At 69.4% G+C, this 20,659-nt stretch carries 18 protein-coding genes; 8 read left to right on the top strand and 10 right to left on the bottom strand.

The genetic code is table 11. From position 1 onward, the window contains the following. Positions 1 to 132: 132 nt before the first annotated feature. Positions 133 to 1,008 carry an extracellular solute-binding protein gene (locus bpln_RS21840; RefSeq protein WP_042627382.1) on the top strand — a complete coding sequence of 292 codons (876 nt, stop codon included), beginning with the start codon at positions 133 to 135 and terminating at the stop codon, positions 1,006 to 1,008. Continuing rightward, positions 1,008 to 2,855 carry an ABC transporter ATP-binding protein/permease gene (locus tag bpln_RS21835; protein ID WP_042627381.1) on the top strand — a complete coding sequence of 616 codons (1,848 nt, stop codon included), beginning with the start codon at positions 1,008 to 1,010 and terminating at the stop codon, positions 2,853 to 2,855. The genes bpln_RS21840 and bpln_RS21835 overlap by 1 nt, the downstream gene beginning before the upstream one ends. A gap of 233 nt (positions 2,856 to 3,088) precedes the next feature. Here bpln_RS21835 and bpln_RS21830 read toward each other — a convergent pair whose 3' ends face one another. Next, positions 3,089 to 3,694 (bottom strand): type 1 glutamine amidotransferase family protein, encoded by a 606-nt coding sequence (locus tag bpln_RS21830; RefSeq protein ID WP_055139979.1) that lies wholly within the window; start codon positions 3,692 to 3,694, stop codon positions 3,089 to 3,091. Between the two features lie 540 nt (positions 3,695 to 4,234). On the opposite strand from bpln_RS21830, the gene bpln_RS21825 reads away from it, so the two are divergent. Further along, positions 4,235 to 5,281 carry an NAD(P)-dependent alcohol dehydrogenase gene (locus bpln_RS21825; protein ID WP_055139978.1) on the top strand — a complete coding sequence of 349 codons (1,047 nt, stop codon included), beginning with the start codon at positions 4,235 to 4,237 and terminating at the stop codon, positions 5,279 to 5,281. Positions 5,282 to 5,501: 220 nt separating this feature from the next. Here the strand turns inward: bpln_RS21825 and bpln_RS21820 are convergent, their stop codons facing one another. Beyond that, entirely contained in the window at positions 5,502 to 6,488 is a 987-nt protein-coding gene (locus tag bpln_RS21820; RefSeq protein WP_244132023.1) for a hypothetical protein, read from the bottom strand. 682 nt (positions 6,489 to 7,170) lie between these two features. After that, complete coding sequence (locus tag bpln_RS21815; RefSeq protein WP_055139977.1) at positions 7,171 to 7,998, bottom strand: helix-turn-helix transcriptional regulator; 828 nt, start codon at positions 7,996 to 7,998, stop codon at positions 7,171 to 7,173. 99 nt (positions 7,999 to 8,097) lie between these two features. On the opposite strand from bpln_RS21815, the gene bpln_RS21810 reads away from it, so the two are divergent. Continuing rightward, positions 8,098 to 8,988 carry an SDR family oxidoreductase gene (locus tag bpln_RS21810; protein ID WP_055139976.1) on the top strand — a complete coding sequence of 297 codons (891 nt, stop codon included), beginning with the start codon at positions 8,098 to 8,100 and terminating at the stop codon, positions 8,986 to 8,988. 118 nt (positions 8,989 to 9,106) lie between these two features. Here bpln_RS21810 and bpln_RS21805 read toward each other — a convergent pair whose 3' ends face one another. The 5 genes from bpln_RS21805 to bpln_RS21785 form a co-directional block, all read right to left on the bottom strand. Beyond that, positions 9,107 to 9,988, bottom strand: a complete 882-nt coding sequence (locus bpln_RS21805; RefSeq protein ID WP_055141169.1) for an NmrA family NAD(P)-binding protein — start codon at positions 9,986 to 9,988, stop codon at positions 9,107 to 9,109. A gap of 26 nt (positions 9,989 to 10,014) precedes the next feature. After that, on the bottom strand, positions 10,015 to 10,614 hold the full coding sequence (locus bpln_RS21800) for a TetR/AcrR family transcriptional regulator (protein WP_055139975.1): 600 nt from the start codon (positions 10,612 to 10,614) through the stop codon (positions 10,015 to 10,017). A 269-nt stretch (positions 10,615 to 10,883) separates the two neighbouring features. Next, positions 10,884 to 12,023, bottom strand: coding sequence for an alpha/beta hydrolase (locus tag bpln_RS21795; protein ID WP_148654125.1), 1,140 nt, complete (start codon positions 12,021 to 12,023; stop codon positions 10,884 to 10,886). Between the two features lie 145 nt (positions 12,024 to 12,168). Continuing rightward, on the bottom strand, positions 12,169 to 12,927 hold the full coding sequence (locus bpln_RS21790) for an SDR family NAD(P)-dependent oxidoreductase (RefSeq protein ID WP_042629308.1): 759 nt from the start codon (positions 12,925 to 12,927) through the stop codon (positions 12,169 to 12,171). 280 nt (positions 12,928 to 13,207) lie between these two features. Further along, positions 13,208 to 13,957, bottom strand: a complete 750-nt coding sequence (locus tag bpln_RS21785) for an SDR family oxidoreductase (RefSeq protein WP_042627377.1) — start codon at positions 13,955 to 13,957, stop codon at positions 13,208 to 13,210. 99 nt (positions 13,958 to 14,056) lie between these two features. Here bpln_RS21785 and bpln_RS21780 point away from each other — a divergent pair, with 99 nt between their 5' ends. Then, entirely contained in the window at positions 14,057 to 14,977 is a 921-nt protein-coding gene (locus bpln_RS21780) for an AraC family transcriptional regulator (protein WP_055139974.1), read from the top strand. Between the two features lie 33 nt (positions 14,978 to 15,010). Here bpln_RS21780 and bpln_RS21775 read toward each other — a convergent pair whose 3' ends face one another. Beyond that, a complete protein-coding gene (locus bpln_RS21775) occupies positions 15,011 to 15,871 on the bottom strand; it encodes a helix-turn-helix domain-containing protein (protein WP_055139973.1) in 861 nt (286 codons plus the stop codon). Positions 15,872 to 16,516: 645 nt separating this feature from the next. Here bpln_RS21775 and bpln_RS21770 point away from each other — a divergent pair. The 3 genes from bpln_RS21770 to bpln_RS21760 all read left to right on the top strand — a co-directional run bounded on the left by bpln_RS21770 (position 16,517) and on the right by bpln_RS21760 (position 20,059). Next, on the top strand, positions 16,517 to 17,629 hold the full coding sequence (locus tag bpln_RS21770; protein WP_055139972.1) for an extracellular catalytic domain type 1 short-chain-length polyhydroxyalkanoate depolymerase: 1,113 nt from the start codon (positions 16,517 to 16,519) through the stop codon (positions 17,627 to 17,629). Positions 17,630 to 17,863: 234 nt separating this feature from the next. Then, positions 17,864 to 18,877 (top strand): ribonucleotide-diphosphate reductase subunit beta, encoded by a 1,014-nt coding sequence (locus bpln_RS21765; protein ID WP_042627373.1) that lies wholly within the window; start codon positions 17,864 to 17,866, stop codon positions 18,875 to 18,877. A 174-nt stretch (positions 18,878 to 19,051) separates the two neighbouring features. Then, a complete protein-coding gene (locus bpln_RS21760) occupies positions 19,052 to 20,059 on the top strand; it encodes a S1 family peptidase (RefSeq protein ID WP_244132022.1) in 1,008 nt (335 codons plus the stop codon). A gap of 27 nt (positions 20,060 to 20,086) precedes the next feature. Here the strand turns inward: bpln_RS21760 and bpln_RS21755 are convergent, their stop codons facing one another. After that, positions 20,087 to 20,566 (bottom strand): VOC family protein, encoded by a 480-nt coding sequence (locus bpln_RS21755; RefSeq protein WP_055139971.1) that lies wholly within the window; start codon positions 20,564 to 20,566, stop codon positions 20,087 to 20,089. Positions 20,567 to 20,659: the final 93 nt, after the last annotated feature.

Below are 20,659 nucleotides of genomic sequence, written 5' to 3'. Positions count from 1 at the left end.
CCGACCGACGCGGCCGGCGCAGCTACGGCGCCAGTGTAAACGCAACGGATGGCCCGCGCGACCGCATGCAATCTCCCGAATCGCGCCGGACCACCGTAATATACCGACCTTCACAACGGTACGGAGAACACCATGTTTCGCAAGCTGCTGGTCACCGCCGCGGTCGTCGCGAGCGCTTTCGGCGCCACCGCGCAGGCCGCCGGCAACGACACCGTGAACGTGCTGTACGCCGGCTCGCTCGTCAACCTGATGGAGCGCAGCGTCGGCCCGGCGTTCGAGAAGGAGACCGGCCTGCGCTTCCGCGGCTACGCCGCGGGTTCGAACAAGATCGCCAACGAGATCAAGGGCAAGCTGCGGCGCGGCGACGTGTTCGTCAGCGCCAGCCCGAAGGTCAACGCCAGCCTGATGGGCGAGGCGAACGGCAACTTCGTGACGTGGTACGTCAACTTCGCCGAATCGCCGCTGATGATCGGCTACAACCCGAAGAGCCGCTTCGCGCAGGCGTTCAAGACGAAGCGCTGGGACCAGGTGCTGCAGGAGCCGGGCATCCGGATCGGCCGCACCGATCCGAAGCTCGACCCGAAGGGCGCGTTCACGGTGGAGATGATGACCAAGGCCGCGAGCGCCTATCACCAGCCCGATCTGGTGCAGAAGACGCTCGGCACGCCGGAGAATCCGGAGCAGGTGCTGCCGGAGGAAACGCTGGTGGGCCGCCTGCAGTCGGGCCAGCTCGACGCCGGCTTCTTCTACTCGACCGAGACCTCGGACCTGAAGATCCCGGCCGTGGCGCCCGCGCCCGAGCTGCAGGCCAAGGCGAGCTACACGCTGGCGATCCTGTCCGACGCGCCGAACCAGGACGGCGCGGCGCGCTTCGCGAACTTCCTGCTCAGCGCGAAGGGGCGTGAGCTGCTGAAGGAACACGGCGTGGACGTGGTCACGCCGAAGGTCTCCGGCAACGCGCAGGCGCTGCCGCCGTCGCTGCAAGCCGTCATCGACGCCGCGCAGTAATGGCGCGACGCCTCGCCGGGCCGCTGCGGCTGCTCGCGCTGCTGCTGGCCGCCTACCTGTGCGCGCCGTTCATCGCGAGCCTGCCGCAGATCGGCCAGGCCGACTGGGCCAACGTCGACTGGGCGCAGACCTGGTCGGCGGTCGGCATCTCGGCCGGCAGCGCGACGCTGGCCGCGCTCGTCACGCTGCTGGGCGGCGTGCCGCTCGGCTACTGGCTGGCGCGTTCGGGCTCGCGCCTTGCCGCGCCGCTCGGCTTCATCGTGCAGCTGCCGCTCGCGCTGCCGCCGCTCACCAGCGGCGTGCTGCTGCTGTTCCTGCTCGGCCCCTATAGCCCGATCGGCCGGCTCACCGGCGGCGCGCTGACCGATTCGTTCGCCGGCATCGTGCTGGCCGAAACCTTCGTGGCCGCGCCGTTCCTGATCATCGCCGCGCGCTCCGCGTTCGCGGCGATCGATCCGGTGTTCGAGGACGTCGCCGCCACGCTCGGCCACCGCGCCGGCAGCCGCTTCTTCCGCGTCGCGCTGCCGGCCGCGTGGCCCTCGATCCGCGCCGGGCTCGCGCTGGCCTGGCTGCGCGCGTTCGGTGAATTCGGTGCGACCGTGATGGTCGCGTATCACCCCTATTCCCTGCCCGTCTATACCTACGTCGTGTTCGGCGGCCAGGGGCTGCCGGCGATGATGCCGCTGCTGCTGCCGACGCTCGCGATCGCGGTGGCCTGCGCGGCGCTGTCGATCGTGCGGCTCGGCGCGCGCGACGACGCCGAGCCGACGCCCGCCGCCGGCGGCGACGAGCCGCCGCTCGCACCCGCCGGCGCGGCGCCCGACACGCTCGCGCCCGAGTCGCGCCTCGCGATCCGGCTGCGCCGGCAGCTCGGCGCGTTCCGGCTCGCCGTGGACTGGGCGCCGGCCTCGCGCCGGCTCGCGATCGTCGGGCCGTCGGGCTCCGGCAAGTCGCTCGCGCTGCGATTGATCGCCGGACTCGAACCGGGCGACGACGGCAACGCGGTCAAGCTCGGCGACACCGCTCTCGGCGCGCTGCCGCCCGAGCGACGCCAGATCGGCTACATGCCGCAGGACTACGGCCTGTTCCCGCATATGACGGTGGCCGCGCAGCTCGCGTTTCCGGTCGACGCCGATCCGGCCGCCGCGCGCTACTGGATCGAACATCTGGGGCTCGGCGCACTGACGCAGCGGCTGCCGCGCCAGCTGTCGCTCGGCCAGCGCCAGCGCGTTGCGCTCGCGCGCGCGCTGACGCGGCATAGCCATCTGCTGCTGTTCGACGAGCCGTTCTCGGCGCTCGACACGCCGCGCCGGCGGCAGTTGCGGCGCTCGCTGCGCGCGCTGCAGCGCGAGATCGGCGCCGTGACCGTGATCGTCACGCACGATCCCGACGAGGCCGCGCAGCTCGCCGACGACGTGCTCGTGATCGACCAGGGCGAAACGCTGCAGGCCGGCCCCGTCGCCGAGGTGTTCGCGCGGCCGGCGAGCCGGCGCGTGGCGGAGCTGCTCGGGCTGCGCAACGTGGGCGAAGGCGTGATGAAGGATGGTGCGAGCGTCGAGATCGGCGGCCGGATCGCGCTCGACGCGGCCGCCTCGGTCGGCTTGCCCGACGCGGGGCGCGCCGTGATGTGGCGCGTCGCGCCGCGCGCGATCCGGCTCGATGCCGACGGGCCATTCGAGGCACGGATCGAATCGGTCGACCTGCGCGACGGCGAACATTGCGCGCGCATCGAACTCGGCGGACAGGCTTTCGATGTCGCGCTCGATGCGACGCTGCCGGACGCGCCCGTGACTTGCCGGATCGCGATCGATCCGGTGGGCGTCACGGTTTGGGAGAGGGCTGGCTGATGGCGGAACGCGCTGGCGCGCTTCACCGCGTGTTTCAGGGAGCGGCGCACGGCAAGCTTTGCTCGATCGCGGTGGTTTCGCCAGCCGGATCGGATCGAGTGGCGCCGCCGGCCTTGCCCTTGCCCCTGTCCTGGAACGCGGTCCGCTTCGCGGCAACGCGCCGTTCCCCGCCTTTATCGCGTCCAACACGGTAACGGCAGCGCTTTCCTCCCTCCTGCCGACCCGCCCGCCGCTCAACGCAATTCGGCGCGCAGGTCGCGCGAGACCAGCGACGACAGCTCCGGGCTCATCGTGCGGATCAGCCACGGCGCGAGATCGAGATGCCCCATCGCCGAGCCGGCCGTCACGCCGATGTCGGACGGAATCGGCATGCGCGACTCGTCGAGCCGGATGTCCGGATAGCGCTGCCGGAACAGCGGCGCGAGCGGCCAGTTGGTGGTGACCTGACGCCCGTCGGGCAGGCCCGTTTCCGCGAGCAGGAACGTGCCGATGCACGAGGCGCCGATCTTCGCGCCCGCCTCGTGCCAGCGGATCAGCTTCGCCTTGGCCTCGCGCAGGTCGGCGCGTTCGAGCGAGGCCAGCAGTTCGTCCGGCGAGGTCGTGTTCAGCGCCGGCACGATCACCCAGTCCGGCCGCGGCGTAGCGGCCACCGGCTGCACCGGAATCAGCAGCCCGTGCGAGGACTGCACGCGCTTGCGCATGCCGACGATCGACACCTCGAAATCGGGCGCGCGGCCCATCGCGCGAACCGCGAGCTTGTTGGCGGCGCCCAGGGCGTCGGGCATGACGGTGAGCCCCGTGTCGAACAGTCCGTCGAGTGCGAGTACGGCGATGCGCATGGCGTAAATGACCCTGAAGATGGCATTTGTGACCGTACCAACCGGTGCCGCCGCCGGCGCGGGAGATCGTCATGAACGCGTTCATGGCCGCCCCGCCGCATCGCGCGAGACCCTGCGCGGCCTGCTCCCGTCCGATCGAGGGATACGACGGTCACGCGCTTGCGGCGCGATGACGATGCCGGCCGGTTGTCCGCCCGCCTGCGCCGATTTGCCTGTGCGGCAATACCGGTGCGCAAGCGTTTATTCGCGCCGGGATGACTTCACATCAAATTTCGTCGCCGTGAATTCGCCTAGATTCGAACCGGGCCGGCCAGGCAGGCCAGATCCTTCGCGTCCGGCGACGGCCGGCCAGCCGGGCGCAACACGACAACGGCACGCCGCGCGGCACGGGTTCGAATCCGTATCGATCCGCATCTGGACACATCGTCGTACTGATCGATATCGGACGCCAATCGCACTTGATTCCGCCGTCGGCCTGACACGGGCTCGATTCGCGTGCCGCTTCCACGACGGTTGTCCCTCTTCCGACAGGAGGTCGAGATGAAGGCAGTCAGGTATATCGCGGCGGGCCAGGCGCCCGAGATCATCGAGGTTCCCACGCCCACGCCCGGCCCCGGCCAGGTGCTGGTGAAAATCGCGGGCGCGGGCGTATGCCACTCCGATCTGCACGTGCTCGATCACGGTATCGGCATGCTCGGCGCGATCGGCCCGGGCCAGTTCACGCTCGGACACGAGAACGCGGGATGGATCGCGTCGCTGGGCGCGGGCGTGACCGGCTGGAAGGAAGGTGACGCGGTGGCGGTCTACGGGCCGTGGGGCTGCGGGCGCTGCCGCACCTGCCAGACCTCCGCCGAGAACTATTGCGAACATCATGCCGAGATTCCGACCTTCGGCGGCGGGCTCGGCTCGGATGGCGGCATGGCCGAATACATGATCGTGCCGTCCGCGCGCCTGCTCGTGCCGCTCGGCAAGCTCGATCCGGTGCAGGCCGCGCCGCTCAGCGACGCCGCGCTCACGCCGTATCACGCGATCCGGAAGGCGCTGCCGCTGCTGACGCCCGATGCCTGCGCGGTGGTGGTCGGCATCGGCGGGCTCGGGCACATGGCCGTGCAGATCCTGCGCGCGCTGACGTCCGCCACGATCATCGGCTGCGACATCGATGATTTGCGACTCGAACACGCGCGAGGCCTGGGCATCGCGCATACGGTCAATACACGCGACAGCACGCGCGCGGCGCAGGAGATTCGCGAGTTGGTGGGCGCGCGCGGCGCCGCGGTCGCGTTCGACTTCGTCGGCATACAGGCGACCGTCGATCTGTGCGCCGACGTCGTGGGCCGCGCGAGCCGGATCGAGATCGTGGGCCTGGGCGGCGGGACGCTGCACTATCGCGCCAACCGTCCGCCCTATGGCTGCGAGGTCAGCATTCCATACTGGGGCACGCGCACGGAGTTGATCGAGGTGATCGCGCTGGCGGCGTCGGGGAGGATTCGCGCAGACGTGGAGACATTCCCGCTAGAGCAGGCGGCCGAGGTCTATCAGCGCTTGCGGGAAGGCAGGATTCGCGGGCGGGCGGTGTTGTTGCCGTGATCGGGGGGCGAACGGCGCTGAGAATCGTTTCCTCGAATGGTTTCCTTCGTCGTCCTTCGTGGGGCCGGCAGATTGCTGCGAGTGGCCCCACGCATGCACCCCCTTGGGGGAATCAGCAACGGTAACGGAAGTCTCCGCCCTCCGAGGCATGGCCCCGGAGGGCGGCCGGGCGTCACGCGCTGGCGCTACACCCGGCGCGGCGGTCGATCCGGTTCATGCGTCACGCCGATGCGGACGCATCGGCGGTGTCCGCTTTATTGGACTGATCGGCCGCGTCGGACTTATCGGCCGTGTCGGACTTATCGGCCGTGTCGGACTTATCGGCCGTGTCGGACTTATCGGCCGTGTCGCTCTTGTCAGGCGTTTGCACCGCCGGCATCGTGCAAGCCAGCGCGGCCACGCCACTGATTGCACCGGTGGTTGGCGCATTGAAGGTGTACGACAGCAGCCAGTAGGGCGCTTTCTCGTCCCTGCCGACCAGGCGCGTCACTACCGTGTAGCCATCGGCGCGGCTCGTCATATAACCCACCCCGTTCAATTTGTCCGCATGGATCTTGAACGACTGCTTGGTGTCCTGACCGATCGAATAGCCGAGATCGATATCGAGAGCAAGTTTCGGATTCCCCGGTGTCGCTTCGGTGACGCGAGCCTTGACCGTTGCCGTATCGAGCTTGCCGGGGGCCGTGTTGCCGTTGATATCGACGGGGCGAGTCGCGGCTTCCAGCCGGCAGTCGAGGGGCGTATCGGGAGTCAGCGTTACATGCAGCGGTGTTCCGACTGCCCACATCCGCCCCTGGTTCTTGGTGTAGGTCGCCCCCGACGAATCGGTGCCGTCAGTCCAGCGGCCAATCGCGTATTGGCCGTTGCCGGCCAGATCGGTCACCATCCCCTTCGTCAACTTGAAGCCCTGATCCGCTTTGAAGCCGGTATAGGCACCCGGCGCCGCTTCGGTCAAGGCCGAAGCAGCCAGCGTTGCCATCGAGAGTCCGGTTTCGGAGATTTCCCCGTATTTATTGTTGGGCATCGGCGGCGCCATCACGAAAACATTGCCCTTATTGTCGGCATCCACCGTTTTCGACGTACCGTCCACCGTGACGCCCGTGCCAGCCGGAGTCGTCCCACCGCCGCCAGCGGCCGGCGCCGGCGCCGGCGTGTCATCGTCACCGCCGCCGCAGGCGGCCAGCCCAAGTGCCACGAATGCAGTCATCGCGGCCACCGCCCCGGCCCGCCAAACCCGACCCTCTCTTTTGCGCTGCATGATTTCGCCTTCTCTCGTAAATGGTTCGATGTCCCGTCTCGTCGAAACGGAGAACTGAAACCGGATTGCCGTGCAAATGCGCAGTGGCCCGGGAATGAGTTCGTGCGACAGGACAGGCTGACAGGCGACGCCGATGCTCAACCAATGCGAAACACTGCTCAAATCGCATCGATGTCGGCAATCACCGTGAACGGATCTTAAAGATGTTTATTTTAGAGATTAACAAAAACGAAAGAATCTTGGCTTAAATCAAAATCGAATTGATATCGAATATATTCGATAGCGATTTTCGAATATTTGGCTATTTGAATTCTTCGACCTTGCCTTGGTGGACTCGCTCGAATTCGACGGCTCGCGCCCTCGCCATGCCGCCCAGAATGTGCCGACGGAAGCGATAAAAACGGCACCGACACGTGACGATCAGGTCAATCGATCAACCGCCGTCCAGATATATTGGCAATGGCAACACCATGCGATTTGGCACAACCAGAATCGCATCGTCTATCTTTACCCGAAATTAAAGCCTGTCATTCCAGACACGCTTCCAAGATAATCGATTCACGCGAACGCGCGAACACACCTCTCATCCCCGAAGTCCGTCATCCGCATCCTGTCGCCGCGCTCCCCGCCCTCACTCCTGCACAGCCAGCGCCCGAATCCTCCCGGCCGTCTCCTCGTCAATCGGCGTATAGACGATCATGCCGAGATCGGGCCGGCCATCGACGGAAAACGCCGAATATTCAAGCTCGATCGAACCAAGCTTCGGATGCTCCAGGCGTTTCACGCCATCGCCTTCGCCATGGTTCAGCACGTCGTTGTCGCGCCACAGCGCGGCGAACTCCGCGCTCGCGCCGCACAGCTCGTCCACCAGCGCGGCCGCCTCGGAGGCGAGCCCCGCGCGCGCCACGTCGGCGCGAAACGCTCCCACCACGAAGCGCGCCACGGCATTCCAGTCGTGCTGCTTGGCACGCACGGCAGGATGGCGGAACAGGAAGCGCAGGATGTTGCGCTGGCCGGGCGGCAGCGTGCCGTAATCGGTCAGCACGACGGCCGCGGCGCGGTTCCAGGCCACCACGTCCCAGGTCGGCGTCTTGACGATCGCGGGGCTCGCGACCAGCGAATCGAGCAGGCGCTGCAGCCGCGGGCTGACGCCGTCCACCAACTTGTAGCGCACCTCGGGCGGCCGCCCGAGCCCGAGCATGAACAGGTGCTCGCGCTCGGCGTCGGTCAGCAGCAGCGCGCCGCAGATTCGCTCCAGCACCTCGGCCGACGGCGCGCCGCCGCGCCCCTGCTCGAGCCAGGTGTACCAGGTGGGACTGATGTTCGCGCGTTGCGCGACCTCCTCGCGACGCAGCCCCGGCGTGCGCCGGCGGCCGCTGAAACCGAAACTGGCCGGGTCGAGCCGGGTGCGGCGGCTCTTCAGGAACTCGCCGAGCGAGGTCGCGGGATGGGTCGACATGGGAATCCTGTTAGTCGCTTTACCATGATGAATTCACTACTTTAACGGGATAACGAATCGTCGGATAGTGAGCACGTGACGACCCAGGAGAGACTTCACATGCGTATTTTTCTGACGGGCGCGACCGGTTTCATCGGCTCGGCCCTCGTTCCCGAACTGATCGCGGCCGGCCATCAGGTACTTGGCATGACGCGCTCGGACGCGGGCGCCCAGGCCCTCGCCGAGGCGGGCGCCGAGGTGTATCGCGGCACCCTGGAGGATCCGGAGAGCCTGCGGCGCGGCGCCGAGCAGGCCGACGGCGTGATCCACACGGCCTTCGATCACGATTTCTCGCGCTTCGCCGAGAACTGCGAGAAGGACAAGCGCGCGATCGCGGCGCTCGGCGCGGCGCTGGCCGGCTCCGACCGGCCGCTGGTGATTACTTCGGGCACCGGCATGGGCAGCGGCGCGCCCGGCACGCTGGCCAGCGAGGACGTGTTCAACGACTCGCATCCGAACCCGCGCATCGCGTCCGAGCAGGCTGGCCACGCGCTGCTCGAGGCCGGCATCAACCTGTCGGTGGTGCGGCTGCCGCAGGTCCACGATCCGCGGCGGCAGGGCCTCATCACGCCGCTCGTCAGCATCGCGCGCGAGAAAGGCAGGGTGGCCTACGTCGGCGAGGGCCGCAACCGCTGGCCGGCCGGCCATCTGTCGGATACGGTGCGGCTCTACCGGCTCGCGCTGGAGGCCGCCGAGCGCGGCGCGCGCTATCACGCGGTGGGCGAGGAAGGCGTGAGCAGCCGCGACATCGCCGAGACGCTCGGGCGCGGCCTGAACCTGCCGGCCGTCTCGATCCCGCCGGCCGAAGCCGCCGCGCATTTCGGCTGGATGGCGATGTTCGTCGGTCTCGACATGCCCGCCTCCAGCGCGTTGACGCAGGCACGGCTCGGCTGGCGGCCGAGCGGCCCGACGCTGATCTCGGATCTGGAACAGGCGAAGTACGAGGCATAGGCGCGCGCCGAAACCACGCGGCAAGCGGCGCGCGGCCCGGTCCGCACGCGCGCGGGCAAGACGGAGCATGCCGTCTTGCCCGCTTCATGCTTCGCATTCCTGAACGTCCAGCTGAAAATCAAGCCGTGAACGCTTCGCGATTGGCCTTGATGAAATCGCCGACGGTCTGCGGTGCCTGCCCGGTGATCCCGGCGATGACGGTATCCGCGCCGGAGAAAACGCCGTTGCGATAGTCGATCGCGATCGCCAGGAAATGCTGGATCAGGAACTCGGGCAACCCGTAGGACGCCAGGTGCGCGCGATACTGCTCGATCGTGGACGGACGATAGCGGATCTCGCGGCCCAGCACCTCGCCGATCTCGGCGGCGATCTGCGCCTGGCTCAGTTCGACCGGCCCGCACAGCGTGTAGGTCTTGCCAATGTGACCGGCCGGCTGCGTCAGCAAGGCGGCGATCATCCGCGCCTGGTCCTCGGCCGCGATCGGCGCGTGACGCCCGTCGCCATAGGGCAGCGTGATCTCGCCATCCTTCACGATCGTATCGCGCACCCACGGGAACACCATCCACTCCGAGAAGAACGTCGGGCGAATATGGACGACGGGGATGCCCGACCAGTCGAACACGCGCTCGGCAACCCAGTGGTCGCGCGCGGCATGGCTCCGAGAATCCTCGCGCGCGGAGATTTGCGACATCTCCACCACCACCTCCACGCCGGCACGGCGCGCCGCATCGGCGAAGTAGGCACTTGCCTGGATGTAGCCGGGCAGCACCGGGTAGCACAGATAGGCACCCGTCATGCCCTGCATCGCGCGAATCACGTCGTCGTGTTCGAGCAGGTCGCCGACAAAGATTTCGGCGCCGGCCTCGCCGAGCGCCTCGCTGCGCGCGTCCTCGCGATGCACGAACGCGCGGACCGCATGGCCGCCGTCGAGCAGGTGTTGAACCGTATGAACGCCGGTCTTGCCGGTGGCGCCGGTAATCAGGTATTTACGTGCTTGCATGGTGAACTCCATTCGAAGGAAATCGGCTAGATGGCGCCGAGGTGGTGTTTGACATCGTCCAACAGCGTTGCCGAGGCGTCGGCATCGCCGAGGATTCGTGACATCGTGACGGCGCCGATCATGGCGGCCAGCGCGAACCGGGCGGCGGCGCGCGCGTCGGCGGGCGGCGGCGCGCCGTCCGGGCGCTGCGCGAGACGCGCGGCCAGCGCGCCGACCAGTTCGTCGAAGCCGCGCGCCGCGGCCGCGCGCGTCTGGCCGCCCGCGTGGGCCAGTTCGCTGCCCATCGCGGCGAGCGGGCAGCCGCCGGTGGGCGTGTCGCGGTGCGCGACCGATACGTAGGCGTCGACCATCGCCGTGAACGCATCCTTGCGATCGGCGCCGGCGACACCGGAAGCGGCAACGGCCTCGAGCCCTTCGACGACCTCCGCCATCGCGGCCGAGCAGGCCTCCGCGACCAGTTGATCCTTGGATTCGAAGTGACGGTAGAAACCGCCCTGCGTGAGGCCGGCGCTCGACATCACGTCGTTGAGCCCGGTGGCCTGAATGCCGTTGAGCCGGAATTCGCGCGCCGCGACCTCGACGATCCGGCGCCGCGTTTCGGCGGCTTCCGCCTTCGACTTCCTCATGGTTCGCTCCGTGACGATATTTAGAGGGTGACTACAATCTAATTTGGATGTTAGTCACCCTCTAAAAGGAAGTCAAGCATCGATGGCAAACAAAAATCCGGGACGGGTGACACGGAGGGCGCGGCGCCGGGGAGATGAAAGCCGCCGGGAACGCGCGTGCCCGGCGACGGCGGCCGGGCCGGCTCCGCTTGCTCCAGGGCGAAAAATCCGCGTAGCGTGCCAGGCCACCCGCCGCGCCCGGCGCCGAAGCGGTCGGCGTTTCGTGCCGCTCAGCCGCCGGCCCCGCAGCCGGGCCGGTCGAACAGCGCGCTCATTCCGCACGGCGCGGCGTAGATGCGGTAGCTCGAATGCCCGACGCCGGGCACTTCGATCAGGCGCTGCGCCGTGTGCGGGTCGAGCAGATGGAGGTAGGCGTAAAACGCCTTGCCGCGCGCATGGCGCGTCGCCCCCTGCGCTTCGGCCGCGCACGAGAGATCCTGCCCGTCCGCGTGCGGATCGTTGTCGTCCGTGCCCAGCAGGTAGGTCACGTCGCGTTGCAGGTAGCGCGCACGGATCGCCTCCGGTGTGGCGAGCCGCGCCGGATAGGACGGCATCCCGGTTCGCAGCCCGTAGGTCCAGTCGTCGAAGTCGGGGCACGAGGCCGCGTCGAACGGCCGGAAGCTGCCCTCGGCATCGGGACGCTCGTCGCTCAGGTAGAGATAGCTGGCCGGGTTCGCGACCACATAGCGAACGTGGATCGGCGCGCCGCCGAGCACCGCCTCGCCCTGGCCGATCGCCACGTAGCGCTGCACCAGCTGGCCGCCCGCCGAATGGCCGGCCAGCACGATGGTGCGCAGGTTCGGAAACACCGTGCGATCCGCGAGGCGCCGGAAGATCTGGTCGACCACCTCGAACGAACCGAGGCCCGCCGCGTCGAGCGACGGCTCGCCGCGCGGCCAGCCGTTGGCGCTCCAGCGCAGCGTATTGGCGGACAGATGGTGCGCGGCCACGTCGGTCCCGGTCAGGAACTGCGGCGTGACGAGCAGCGTGCCGCGCGCCGCGGTGCCCGCCAGCATCGCGGCGTGCTCGCCCGAGCGCAGATCGCGGCGCGGCCAGCCGGGAATCACCACCACCGCGCGCGTCACGCCTGCCTGGCGGCGCGTCCAGTCCCGCGACACGGCGATCGGCAGCACGAACGGGCCGGCCCGGGATGCGATCGTCAGCCGGCCGGGCTGGACCGTCGGCACCGGCGTCGCGACGAGGTCGCGTTCGCGGCTCGCAACCGGCGCCGGCGGCGCGGACGCCACGGCGGAGGGGGGAGCCGCCGGCACGGCGGCCGGGTCGGGCCGTGCCGCGACGGCCGCCAGCGTGATGACCGGCAGCGCGAATGGCGCGCAGGCAAGCGATAACCAGCGAGACAGACCAGGCAAGGCGGAGCTCCTTCAGGTTGTGGATCGGCCTCGTGGCGCCGCGGCATGCCGGAGCGGCCACGCGCGCCACGCCCCTGCATAACGGCAAGCCCCCGCTCCGCGATGACAGCCGCCGCGCTGCATCATGCCTCGTCATGCACCGCGCTCACCAGGGAATCGTCTCGTTCTCCCAGCGCGTGAATTTACCGGTCGGGCCGTCCCGGCCCAGCAGCGCGACGCGCACCGCCTCGCGCGCGCCCTGCTCGACGGTATCGACGCCGGCATAGCCATTGAGGTTGGTCTTCGTGAAGCCGGGCGAGACGGCATTGACGGGAATGCCCTCCGGCTCCAGTTCGATCGCCATCGCCACCGTCAGCGCGTTGAGCGCCGTCTTCGAGGCCGGGTAGACCGGGCCGAAGATGCCGCGATACGGGAAAGCCGGATCGAGGTTGGTGGAGAGCGAGCCGACGCCGCTCGACACGTTGACGATGCGCGAGACGGGCGAGCGCCGCAGCAGCGGCAGCATCGCCTGATAGACGGCCAGCACGCCGAACACGTTGGTGTCCCACACCGCGCGCATTTCGTCGAGCGGGACGTTGCTCGGGCGCGTCTTGCGCGCGTGTTCCTCGATGCCCTGGCCGGGCAGCCGGCCGGCGTGCGAAATCGCGGCGTTGTTGATGAGCAGGTCGAGGCGGCCGAATTCGTCGCGCACGCGCTCGGCGGCGGCGGCGATCGAGGCCGCATCGGTCACGTCGAGCTGCAGCGCACGCGCGTTCGGCCCGACCTCGCGGGCCGCGGCCTCGCCGCGCCCGGCGTTGCGCGAGGCGACCAGCACCGTGTAGCCGTGCGCGACGAGATCCTTGGCGATCTGGAGGCCGATGCCCTGATTGGCACCGGTGACGAGGGCGATGGATTGATCCTGCATGGTGGTTTCCTTGTCGTGTGGCGCGACGGCGAACAGCGCCCCCGCACGGGGCGGCACACGCCGTCGCGCGGCGTGGAGCGGATTGAAGCGGATTGAAGCGGGTGAGCGGGTGAGCGGGTGAGCGGGAATCGCGACGGATCGCGGTCGGCCGCCGTCGATGGCAATTGACGGCAACGGATGACGGAAGGCCGCCGCGCATCGATCGGATCGGATCGGATCGATGCGGGCTGCAAGTGCCCGGAAGCGGCCCGACGCGCCCGCCACGCACCGCTCGGGCCGGTCAGCGCGCCTCGGCCGCCCACGCCTCGGCGTCGGCGCCGGCCGGGATCCGCAGCGGCGTATCGGGATCGGTCGCCGCGCGCCACACCGCGTCGGCCACGTCGCTCGCGTGCGTGATCGGCGCGGAGGCGTCCGTCAGCCGCGCGAACACGGCCTTCACGAGATCGGCATAGGCTTCGTGGTCGAAGCCGTGCATGTGGGCACGCGCGTTGTCGCCGAAGCGCGTGTCGGGGGCCCGGCCCGGCAGCACCAGCCGCACCCGCACGCCGAACGGCTCGAGTTCGAGCGCCATCGATTCGGTCAGCGCGTTGACGGCCGCCTTGCTGGCGCGATAGGCGCCGATCAGCGGCAAGGCCTTCAGCGTGACGCTCGACGTGACGTTAACGATCACGCCGGCCCGACGCCGGCGGAACTGCGGCAGCACGGCCTGCGTGACCGCGAGCGTGCCGAGCGTGTTGGTCTCGAACAGCGCGCGCGCCGTGGCGAGCGGCACCAGTTCGGCCGGCGCGGCCGCGCCGAAGCCGGCGTTGTTGACCAGCACGTCGATCGGGCCGGCCGCGGCGACGGCCTGCTCGATGCCGTGCGGATCGGTGACGTCGAGCGGCAGCACCCGCAGCCGTTCCGACGCCGGCAGCAGGCCGGACTGCGGCGTGCGCATGGTGGCGACCACGCGCCAGTCGCGCGCGAGGAAATGGCGCGCGATCTCGAGGCCGAAGCCGGACGAACAACCGGTAATCAGCACGGTTTGCATGAGAACTCCTGTGGCGGTGATGGGGTATCACTACGATAGATCGCCGCAGTCGTACTCGCTACAATCAACAATCCGAATTTCATTTGCAAGAGTCCGGCAATGATCGATCCCTTGGCGGAAGTCGTCACGCTGCTGCAGCCGGGTGCCCGGTACTCCAAGCTGGTTCATGGCGCGAGCCCGTGGCGCGTCAGCCGCTCGGACGCGGGCCAGCCGTTCTATTGCGTGATCCTGGAAGGCGGCTGCCGGCTCACGATCGACGCGCATTCGCCGATGGAGCTGCACTCGGGCGATTTCGTGCTGATCCCGGCTGCCTACGGCGTGGCGATGTCGAGCCTCGACGCGCCGCCGCCGGGCGCCGACACGCGCGCGCCGACGCCGCTCGGCGGCGGCGAATTCCGGCTCGGCCCGGCGGACCGGCCGATCGACGCGCGCCTGATGGTGGGCCATTGCAGCTTCGGCTCGCCCGACGCGGCGCTGCTCGTCTCGCTGCTGCCGCAGATCGTCCATGTGCGCGGCGAGCAGCGCCTGGCCACGCTCGTGCAGTTCGTGCGCGAGGAATCGCTCGAGCAGCGGCCGGCGCGCGAGGTGGTGCTGTCGCGGCTGATGGAGGTGCTGCTGATCGAGGCGCTGCGCTCGACGGCGGGCACCGAGGCCTCGCCGGGGCTGGTGCGCGGCCTGGCCGACGGCCGGCTCGCCGCCGCGATCCGCGGCATGCACGAGCGGCCGACGCACGGCTGGACCGTGGCCGAGCTGGCCCGCGAGGCGGCGCTGTCGCGCTCGACCTTCTTCGAGCGCTTCAATCGCGCGGTGGGCGTGGCGCCGATGGAATACCTGCTGGCTTGGCGCATGGCGCTCGCGAAGGACCTGCTGCGGCGCAACGACGGGCGGATCGCGGAAATCGCGCGAAAGGTGGGATATAGCTCGGCGAGTACCTTCAGCGTGGCGTTCGCGCGGCATGTGGGGCGGCCGCCCACGCAGTATGCGCGCGAGCAGCAGGCGGTGCAGCGCACGCCGACGTAGCGGCCCTGCCTCGCCGCGTCATGCCGGCCGGCCTCACGGCTTGACGGCCTGCACCTGCCGCGCCGCCCCGGCCAGCAACGCCCGATGCCGCGCCTCGGTTTCGTCGTCCACCGGAAACAGGCATTCGAGCCGCAGCTCCTGCGCCGCCACGTTACGCGGCGCGCCGACCGTCGTCACCATCGAGAAATAACGCAGCACCATGCCGTCGCGAATGAACCCGAGCGGCACCATCGGCAGCGCCTCGGCCGGCGCGCGTTCGTGATGCGTCTTCCAGCCGGCCGGCACGTCGGGATAGGCGAGCAGTTCGTCGAGCAGCCGCCGCGTCCCCGTGTCGATCATGTGCCCCACCGATTCGCGATACACGCGCTGCAGCAGGCTGCTCGCCACGCTCTCCCAATCGGCGAGAAACGGCCGCATGCCGTCCGGATCGAACATCAGGTGCAGCATGTTGCGCGGCCCGGTACGGGCTGCCATGTCGATGAAGCAGTTGAAGAAACGCGGGGCCGCCGGGTTCGTCATCAGCACGTTCCAGTGGCGGTCCATCACGATCGCCGGGAACGGCTCGTGCTGGCGCACGACGCGTTCGAGCGCGCGCGTCACGCCGTCCATCTCGGCCGCGTTCCATGGCGCGTCCGAATACACGGGCGCGTAGCCGGCCGCGAGCAGCAGCGCGTTGCGCTCGCGCAGCGGCACGTCGAGCGTCTGCGCGAGCGTCAGCAGCGTGTCGCGGCCCGGCACGCTGCGCCCGCTTTCGATGAAGCTGATCTGGCGCTGCGAGATGCCGGCCTCGAACGACAGGTCGAGCTGGCTCACGCCGCGCAGATCGCGCCAGTAGCGCAGCAGATCGCCGAGGTCGCTCGGCGGCGCCTTCCGGCTGGAACTCGTGGCGTTCATCGGTTTTCCAAGTGGTGACGGTGCGATCCGGCGGCGGCGATGTCTGGCTGGAAACGGAGCGGACCTGCGAAGATCCGGCTGAAGCGGCCGCGCCACGGCCGTCTCGCGCCGTTACGAACCCGCCGCGCGAACGCCATCCGATGCCGTCCGGCGCACCGGCAAGGCGCGTTACCCGCCGGATGCCGATCTCCCTCGCCGGACCGGCCAACGCAGACGCCACCGGCAAGCGGCAAGCGGCAAGCGGCAAGCGGCAAGCGGCAAGCGGCAAGCGGCAAGCGGCAAGCGGTTCGCAGTATGGAGCCCAGCGCGGCGCGCGGCAATGACATCGGATGTCATTGCCGCGTCTGCGGCCTTGCCGCCCCCACGCGCCACCGCGGCCGCGCGAGCCGGCATCGCGCCCTCATCGCGCCGCCCACCGCCTTGCCGCTCCCACGCGCCACCGCGGCCGCGCGAACGGGCGAGAACCGGAAGACGCCGCCAACCCGCCTCATGACACCAACCGCCACGTTCCCGCGCCCGGCCCGCGATCCGCTTCGGCGTTAGCATGGGAAAGACTGTCGATCCGGCACCACGCCGGGCCGCGCCTGGCCGCCGCCTCGCGGCCGCGCGATGCCGGCAACCGCCCCTCCTTCGCCCCGCCTACCCATGTCCAGGAAAAAAGCCAGCGTCTGGCTCAGCGGTCTCGATCTGCTCGCCAGGCTCGCGAAAGTCCGGCCAAAGCCGCCGCGCGCCGCGCGCAAGCCGAGGCCGACGCTCACGCCCAAGCCCGCCAAGCCCGCCTCGAAGTCCCGCGCGCCCCGCACCACCCCGCCCGGCCCGCGCCACGCGCAGCCGGCGCGCGCAACGGGACGCTGGACCCGCTCGTTTCACTCCGCGCCGCCGCTGGCAGGCCAGCTCGTCAACCATCTCGCCTACGCGCTGTATCTGCCGGCCTCGGCGCCGACGCCGGCGGGCCTGCCGCTCGTCGTGATGCTGCACGGCTGCCGGCAGAGCGCGGAATCGTTCGCGGCCGGCACGCGCATCTGCCGGCTCGCCGATCGCGCCGGCTTCGCGGTGCTGCTGCCCGAGCAGGCGAAGACGGCGCAGGCCCATCGCTGCTGGCACTGGCACCAGCCGGCCGCACACTCCGAGGCGCCCGCCATCGCGTCGCTGGTCGCCGCGATGGTCCGCGAACACGGCTTCGACCGTGAACGCGTCCACCTGGCCGGCATGTCGGCGGGCGCCGGCCTCGCGGCGGTGCTCGCGGTCCATCATCCGGCGCTGTTCGCCGCGGTGGGCCTGCACTCCGGCCCGGTGTTCGGGGCCGCGCAATCGGCGATGAGCGCCATGCGCGTGATGCGCGACGGCAGCCGCGAGGATCCGCTGCGCCTGATCGAGACGGCCGTCGACGTGGCCGGCCACCCCGGCATGCCGGCGCTGGTGGTTCACGGCGAACTCGACGCGGTGGTCGCCAGCCGCAACGCCACGCAGCTCGGCACCGAATTCGCGCGGCTCAACCGCCTGCTCGATGCGCAAGGCGCGGTGCGCGCCGGCGAGCAACGCGCCTACCGGCGCGACGACGTCGACTACCTCGACTACCTGAAGGCAGGCCGGCTGGTGGTGCGGGTAGGCATCGTGCGCGGCCTCGGCCACGCCTGGAGCGGCGGTGATCCGCGCGAGCCGTTCCACGCCGACCGCGGCCCCGACGCGAGCCGCATGATGTGGAATTTCTTCCGCCATCAGCGCCGCGTCACGGCCCCCGCGGCACCTCCGGCATGACGGCGCGGCCCGTGCCGACGCGGCAATCGCGCCTGGTGCTGCGCTATTCCCCGGCGGCTTTGACTCCCGTCATACAACTCGAACTATTACGATTGATGGTGGCGCGACGCCTGTCTAATAGTGAAAATTTCCCTGAAATCCCCGGCCCGCCGCGAAGCGGCCGGCGGCGGCCGCGCGGCGCAATCGATCGATGCGCCGGAGCGCGGAGCCGCATTCATTTTGGCATGCGAATCAATGACATCACAAAAACCTGTCCGCGCGGAAGACAAGCGCGTCGTCAACGGCTCCGCCGACATCAACCAGCTCGCGCCGTTCCGCTACGGCTGGGCATGGGAGTGCTTCCTCTCGGCCAACAAGAACCACTGGACGCCGCTCGAGATCTCGATGAGCGACGACGTCCACGACTTCCACCATCGCCTGAGCCCGGCGGAAAAACACGTGTTCGAGAACGTGCTCGCCTACCTGACCACCTCCGACATCCTCGCCATGCGCAACATCGGGCTGGCCGTGATGGAGAAGATGACGGCGCCCGAGCTGCAGATCTACCAGGCCCGGCAGGTCTACGAGGAAGCGCTGCACACCTGGACCTACCAGCACTGCATCGAAGTCCTCGGCCTCGACCAGCAGGAGATCTACAACCGCTACCGCGTCGTGCCGCAGATCCACGCGAAGATCGCGCTGTCGAACCGGCGCCTGAACCGGATGCTGGAGCCGGGCCTGGACCTGCACAACCGCGATACGCTGCACGAGTTCGCGCTCGCCTACCTGTTCTTCGCGGCCGTGTTCGAGGGCACCTGGTTCTACAACGGCTTCTCGCCCGTGTTCGCGCTGCAGCGCCGCGGCCTGATGAAGGCCACCGCGCAGCAGTTCCAGTACATCATGCGCGACGAGGTGCTGCACTGCGGCTTCGGCATCCGCGTGATCCGGCAGCTGCTCGAGGAAGAAAACCTGAGCCTCGACCCGCGCGCCGTGCAGGAAATCTGGGAGGAAGCCGAGGCCGCCGAGCGCGCCTACGCGCAATACATCCTGCGCGATCCGATCCTCGGCTATTCGGCGGACCTGCACTGCGAGCAGTTCCGCTTCATCGCCAATCGCCGCGCCACCCAGCTGTCGATGCCGGCGCCGTTCCCCGGCGCGACCAACGCGCTGCCCTGGCTCGACGAGCAGGCCAACCTGCGCAAGGAGAAGAACTTCTTCGAAACGCGCGTGACCGACTATCAATCGGGCGGCGCGCTGGACTGGCGCTGACGCGGCGCGCTCGCCGATCCCCCCAGGTTCCTCGGCGTGGCGGCCGGATGCCGGCTTCGGCATCCGGCCGCGTTCATGTCGGGCCCGCGCCCGCATCCCTATAATCTGGATCGGCGCCTGCCTTCGCGCGCCGTCATCCGTGCCGCTCAACGATCCGAACGCAGGGAGAGTCCATTGAAAATCGACCGGAAACGCCGCGCCTCGCGGCTGCGCCCCGCACTATGGCTGCTGCTCGGGATCGGCGCGAACGCGTTCGCGCAGGGCGGCGGGAATCCGGCCGAGCGGGTGTTCGCGGCCGTTTCGCCGAAGGTCTGGACGGTCAGGGCCGCGCAGCCGCAGGGCAACCAGTTCATGATCGGCAGCGCGGTGCTGATCGCGCCGGGCCGCTTCATCACCGCCTGCCACGTGGTCGAGAAGTCGGTCGACGTCGCGCTGACCAACGGCAACGCCACGCTGAAGGTGGACGAGGTGCTGCGCGACCCCGACAACCGCCGCGACATGTGCCTGCTGCGCGTGGCCGGCCGCTTCGACACGGCGCCGGTGCAGGTCGCGCCGATCAGCACGCTGAAGGTGGGCCAGCGCGTGTACGTGATCTCGAGCCCGCGCGGGCTCGAACTGTCGCTGACCGACGGGCTGATCTCGTCGCTGCGGCAGGAGCCCGAGAGCCAGGTGCCGATCATCCAGTCGTCCACGCCCGTCACCGGCGGCTCCAGCGGCGGCGGCCTGTTCGACGAACAGGGCCGGCTGGTGGGCGTGGTGCGCTCGGTGGCGACGGCCACCGAGAATTTCGCGTTTTCCTATCCGGCCGAATGGGTCGCCCAGCTGCCCGAGCGCTACGCGCGCGAGATCGCCGCCTGGCAAAACGGGATGGAGGCGGCGGGCGTGCGCTTCTCCGGCGACGGCAGCGTGGTGGGCAGCGGCTTCGCCGCGCTCGCCGACGCCAACGCGCTGCCGGTGCCGGCCGCGCAAAAGGCACCGGTCGCGCTGGCCTACAGGCAGTTCCTGCTGCTGGCCGCGCCGCGCGCGTTCGTGTTCACCAGCGACGGCAAATTCGGCACGTTCTCGAGTTCGGCGGAATTCTCGAGGTTTCAGGACGAATGCCGGAAGGCCGGCGTGACGTTCAAGCTCTACGCGGTGGACAACGCGGTGGTGTGGCAGGCGGCGGGCGGCCAGGCGAAATGACGTGCGGGCGGCGCCCCTCGCGCGGCGTCATCCGCGCCGCGCGGCTTCGATCGCGGCGATGTCGATCCTGCCCATCGTCATCATGGCCTCGAAAGCGCGTTTGGCCACGGCGCGATCGGGATCGGCGACCGCGGCCGTCAGCACGCGCGGCGTGATCTGCCACGACACGCCCCACTTGTCCCGGCACCAGCCGCACACGCCGGCCTCGCCGCCATTGCCGACGATCGCGTCCCACAGACGATCGGTTTCAGCCTGATCGTCGGTCGCCACCTGAAACGAGAACGCCTGGTTGTGCCGGATCGCCGGGCCGCCGTTCAAGCCCAGGCAGGCGATGCCCGTCACCGTGAACTCGACCGTCAGTACGTCGCCCTGCCGGCCGGCGGGGTAATCACCGGGGGCGCGATGCACGGCGCCCACGGCGCTGTCGGGGAACGTCGCGGCGTAGAACGCGGCGGCCTCGAGCGCGGTGCCGTCGTACCAGAGGCAGATCGTGGTCTTGCTGGTCATGGTCGTGCTCCGGGGCGAGAGGGCGGGTCGGGCCGTCCGTCGGGTCGCGGGTCGGATCCGGTCGCGGGCTCGACGCCGCGCGTCGGCATCGGT

It is taken from the genome of Burkholderia plantarii (assembly GCF_001411805.1).
In the GTDB taxonomy this organism is placed as follows: Bacteria; Pseudomonadota; Gammaproteobacteria; order Burkholderiales; family Burkholderiaceae; genus Burkholderia; species Burkholderia plantarii.
The sequence above is the reverse complement of the archived record's forward strand: the minus strand, read 5'-3'. Positions and strand labels throughout refer to the sequence as shown.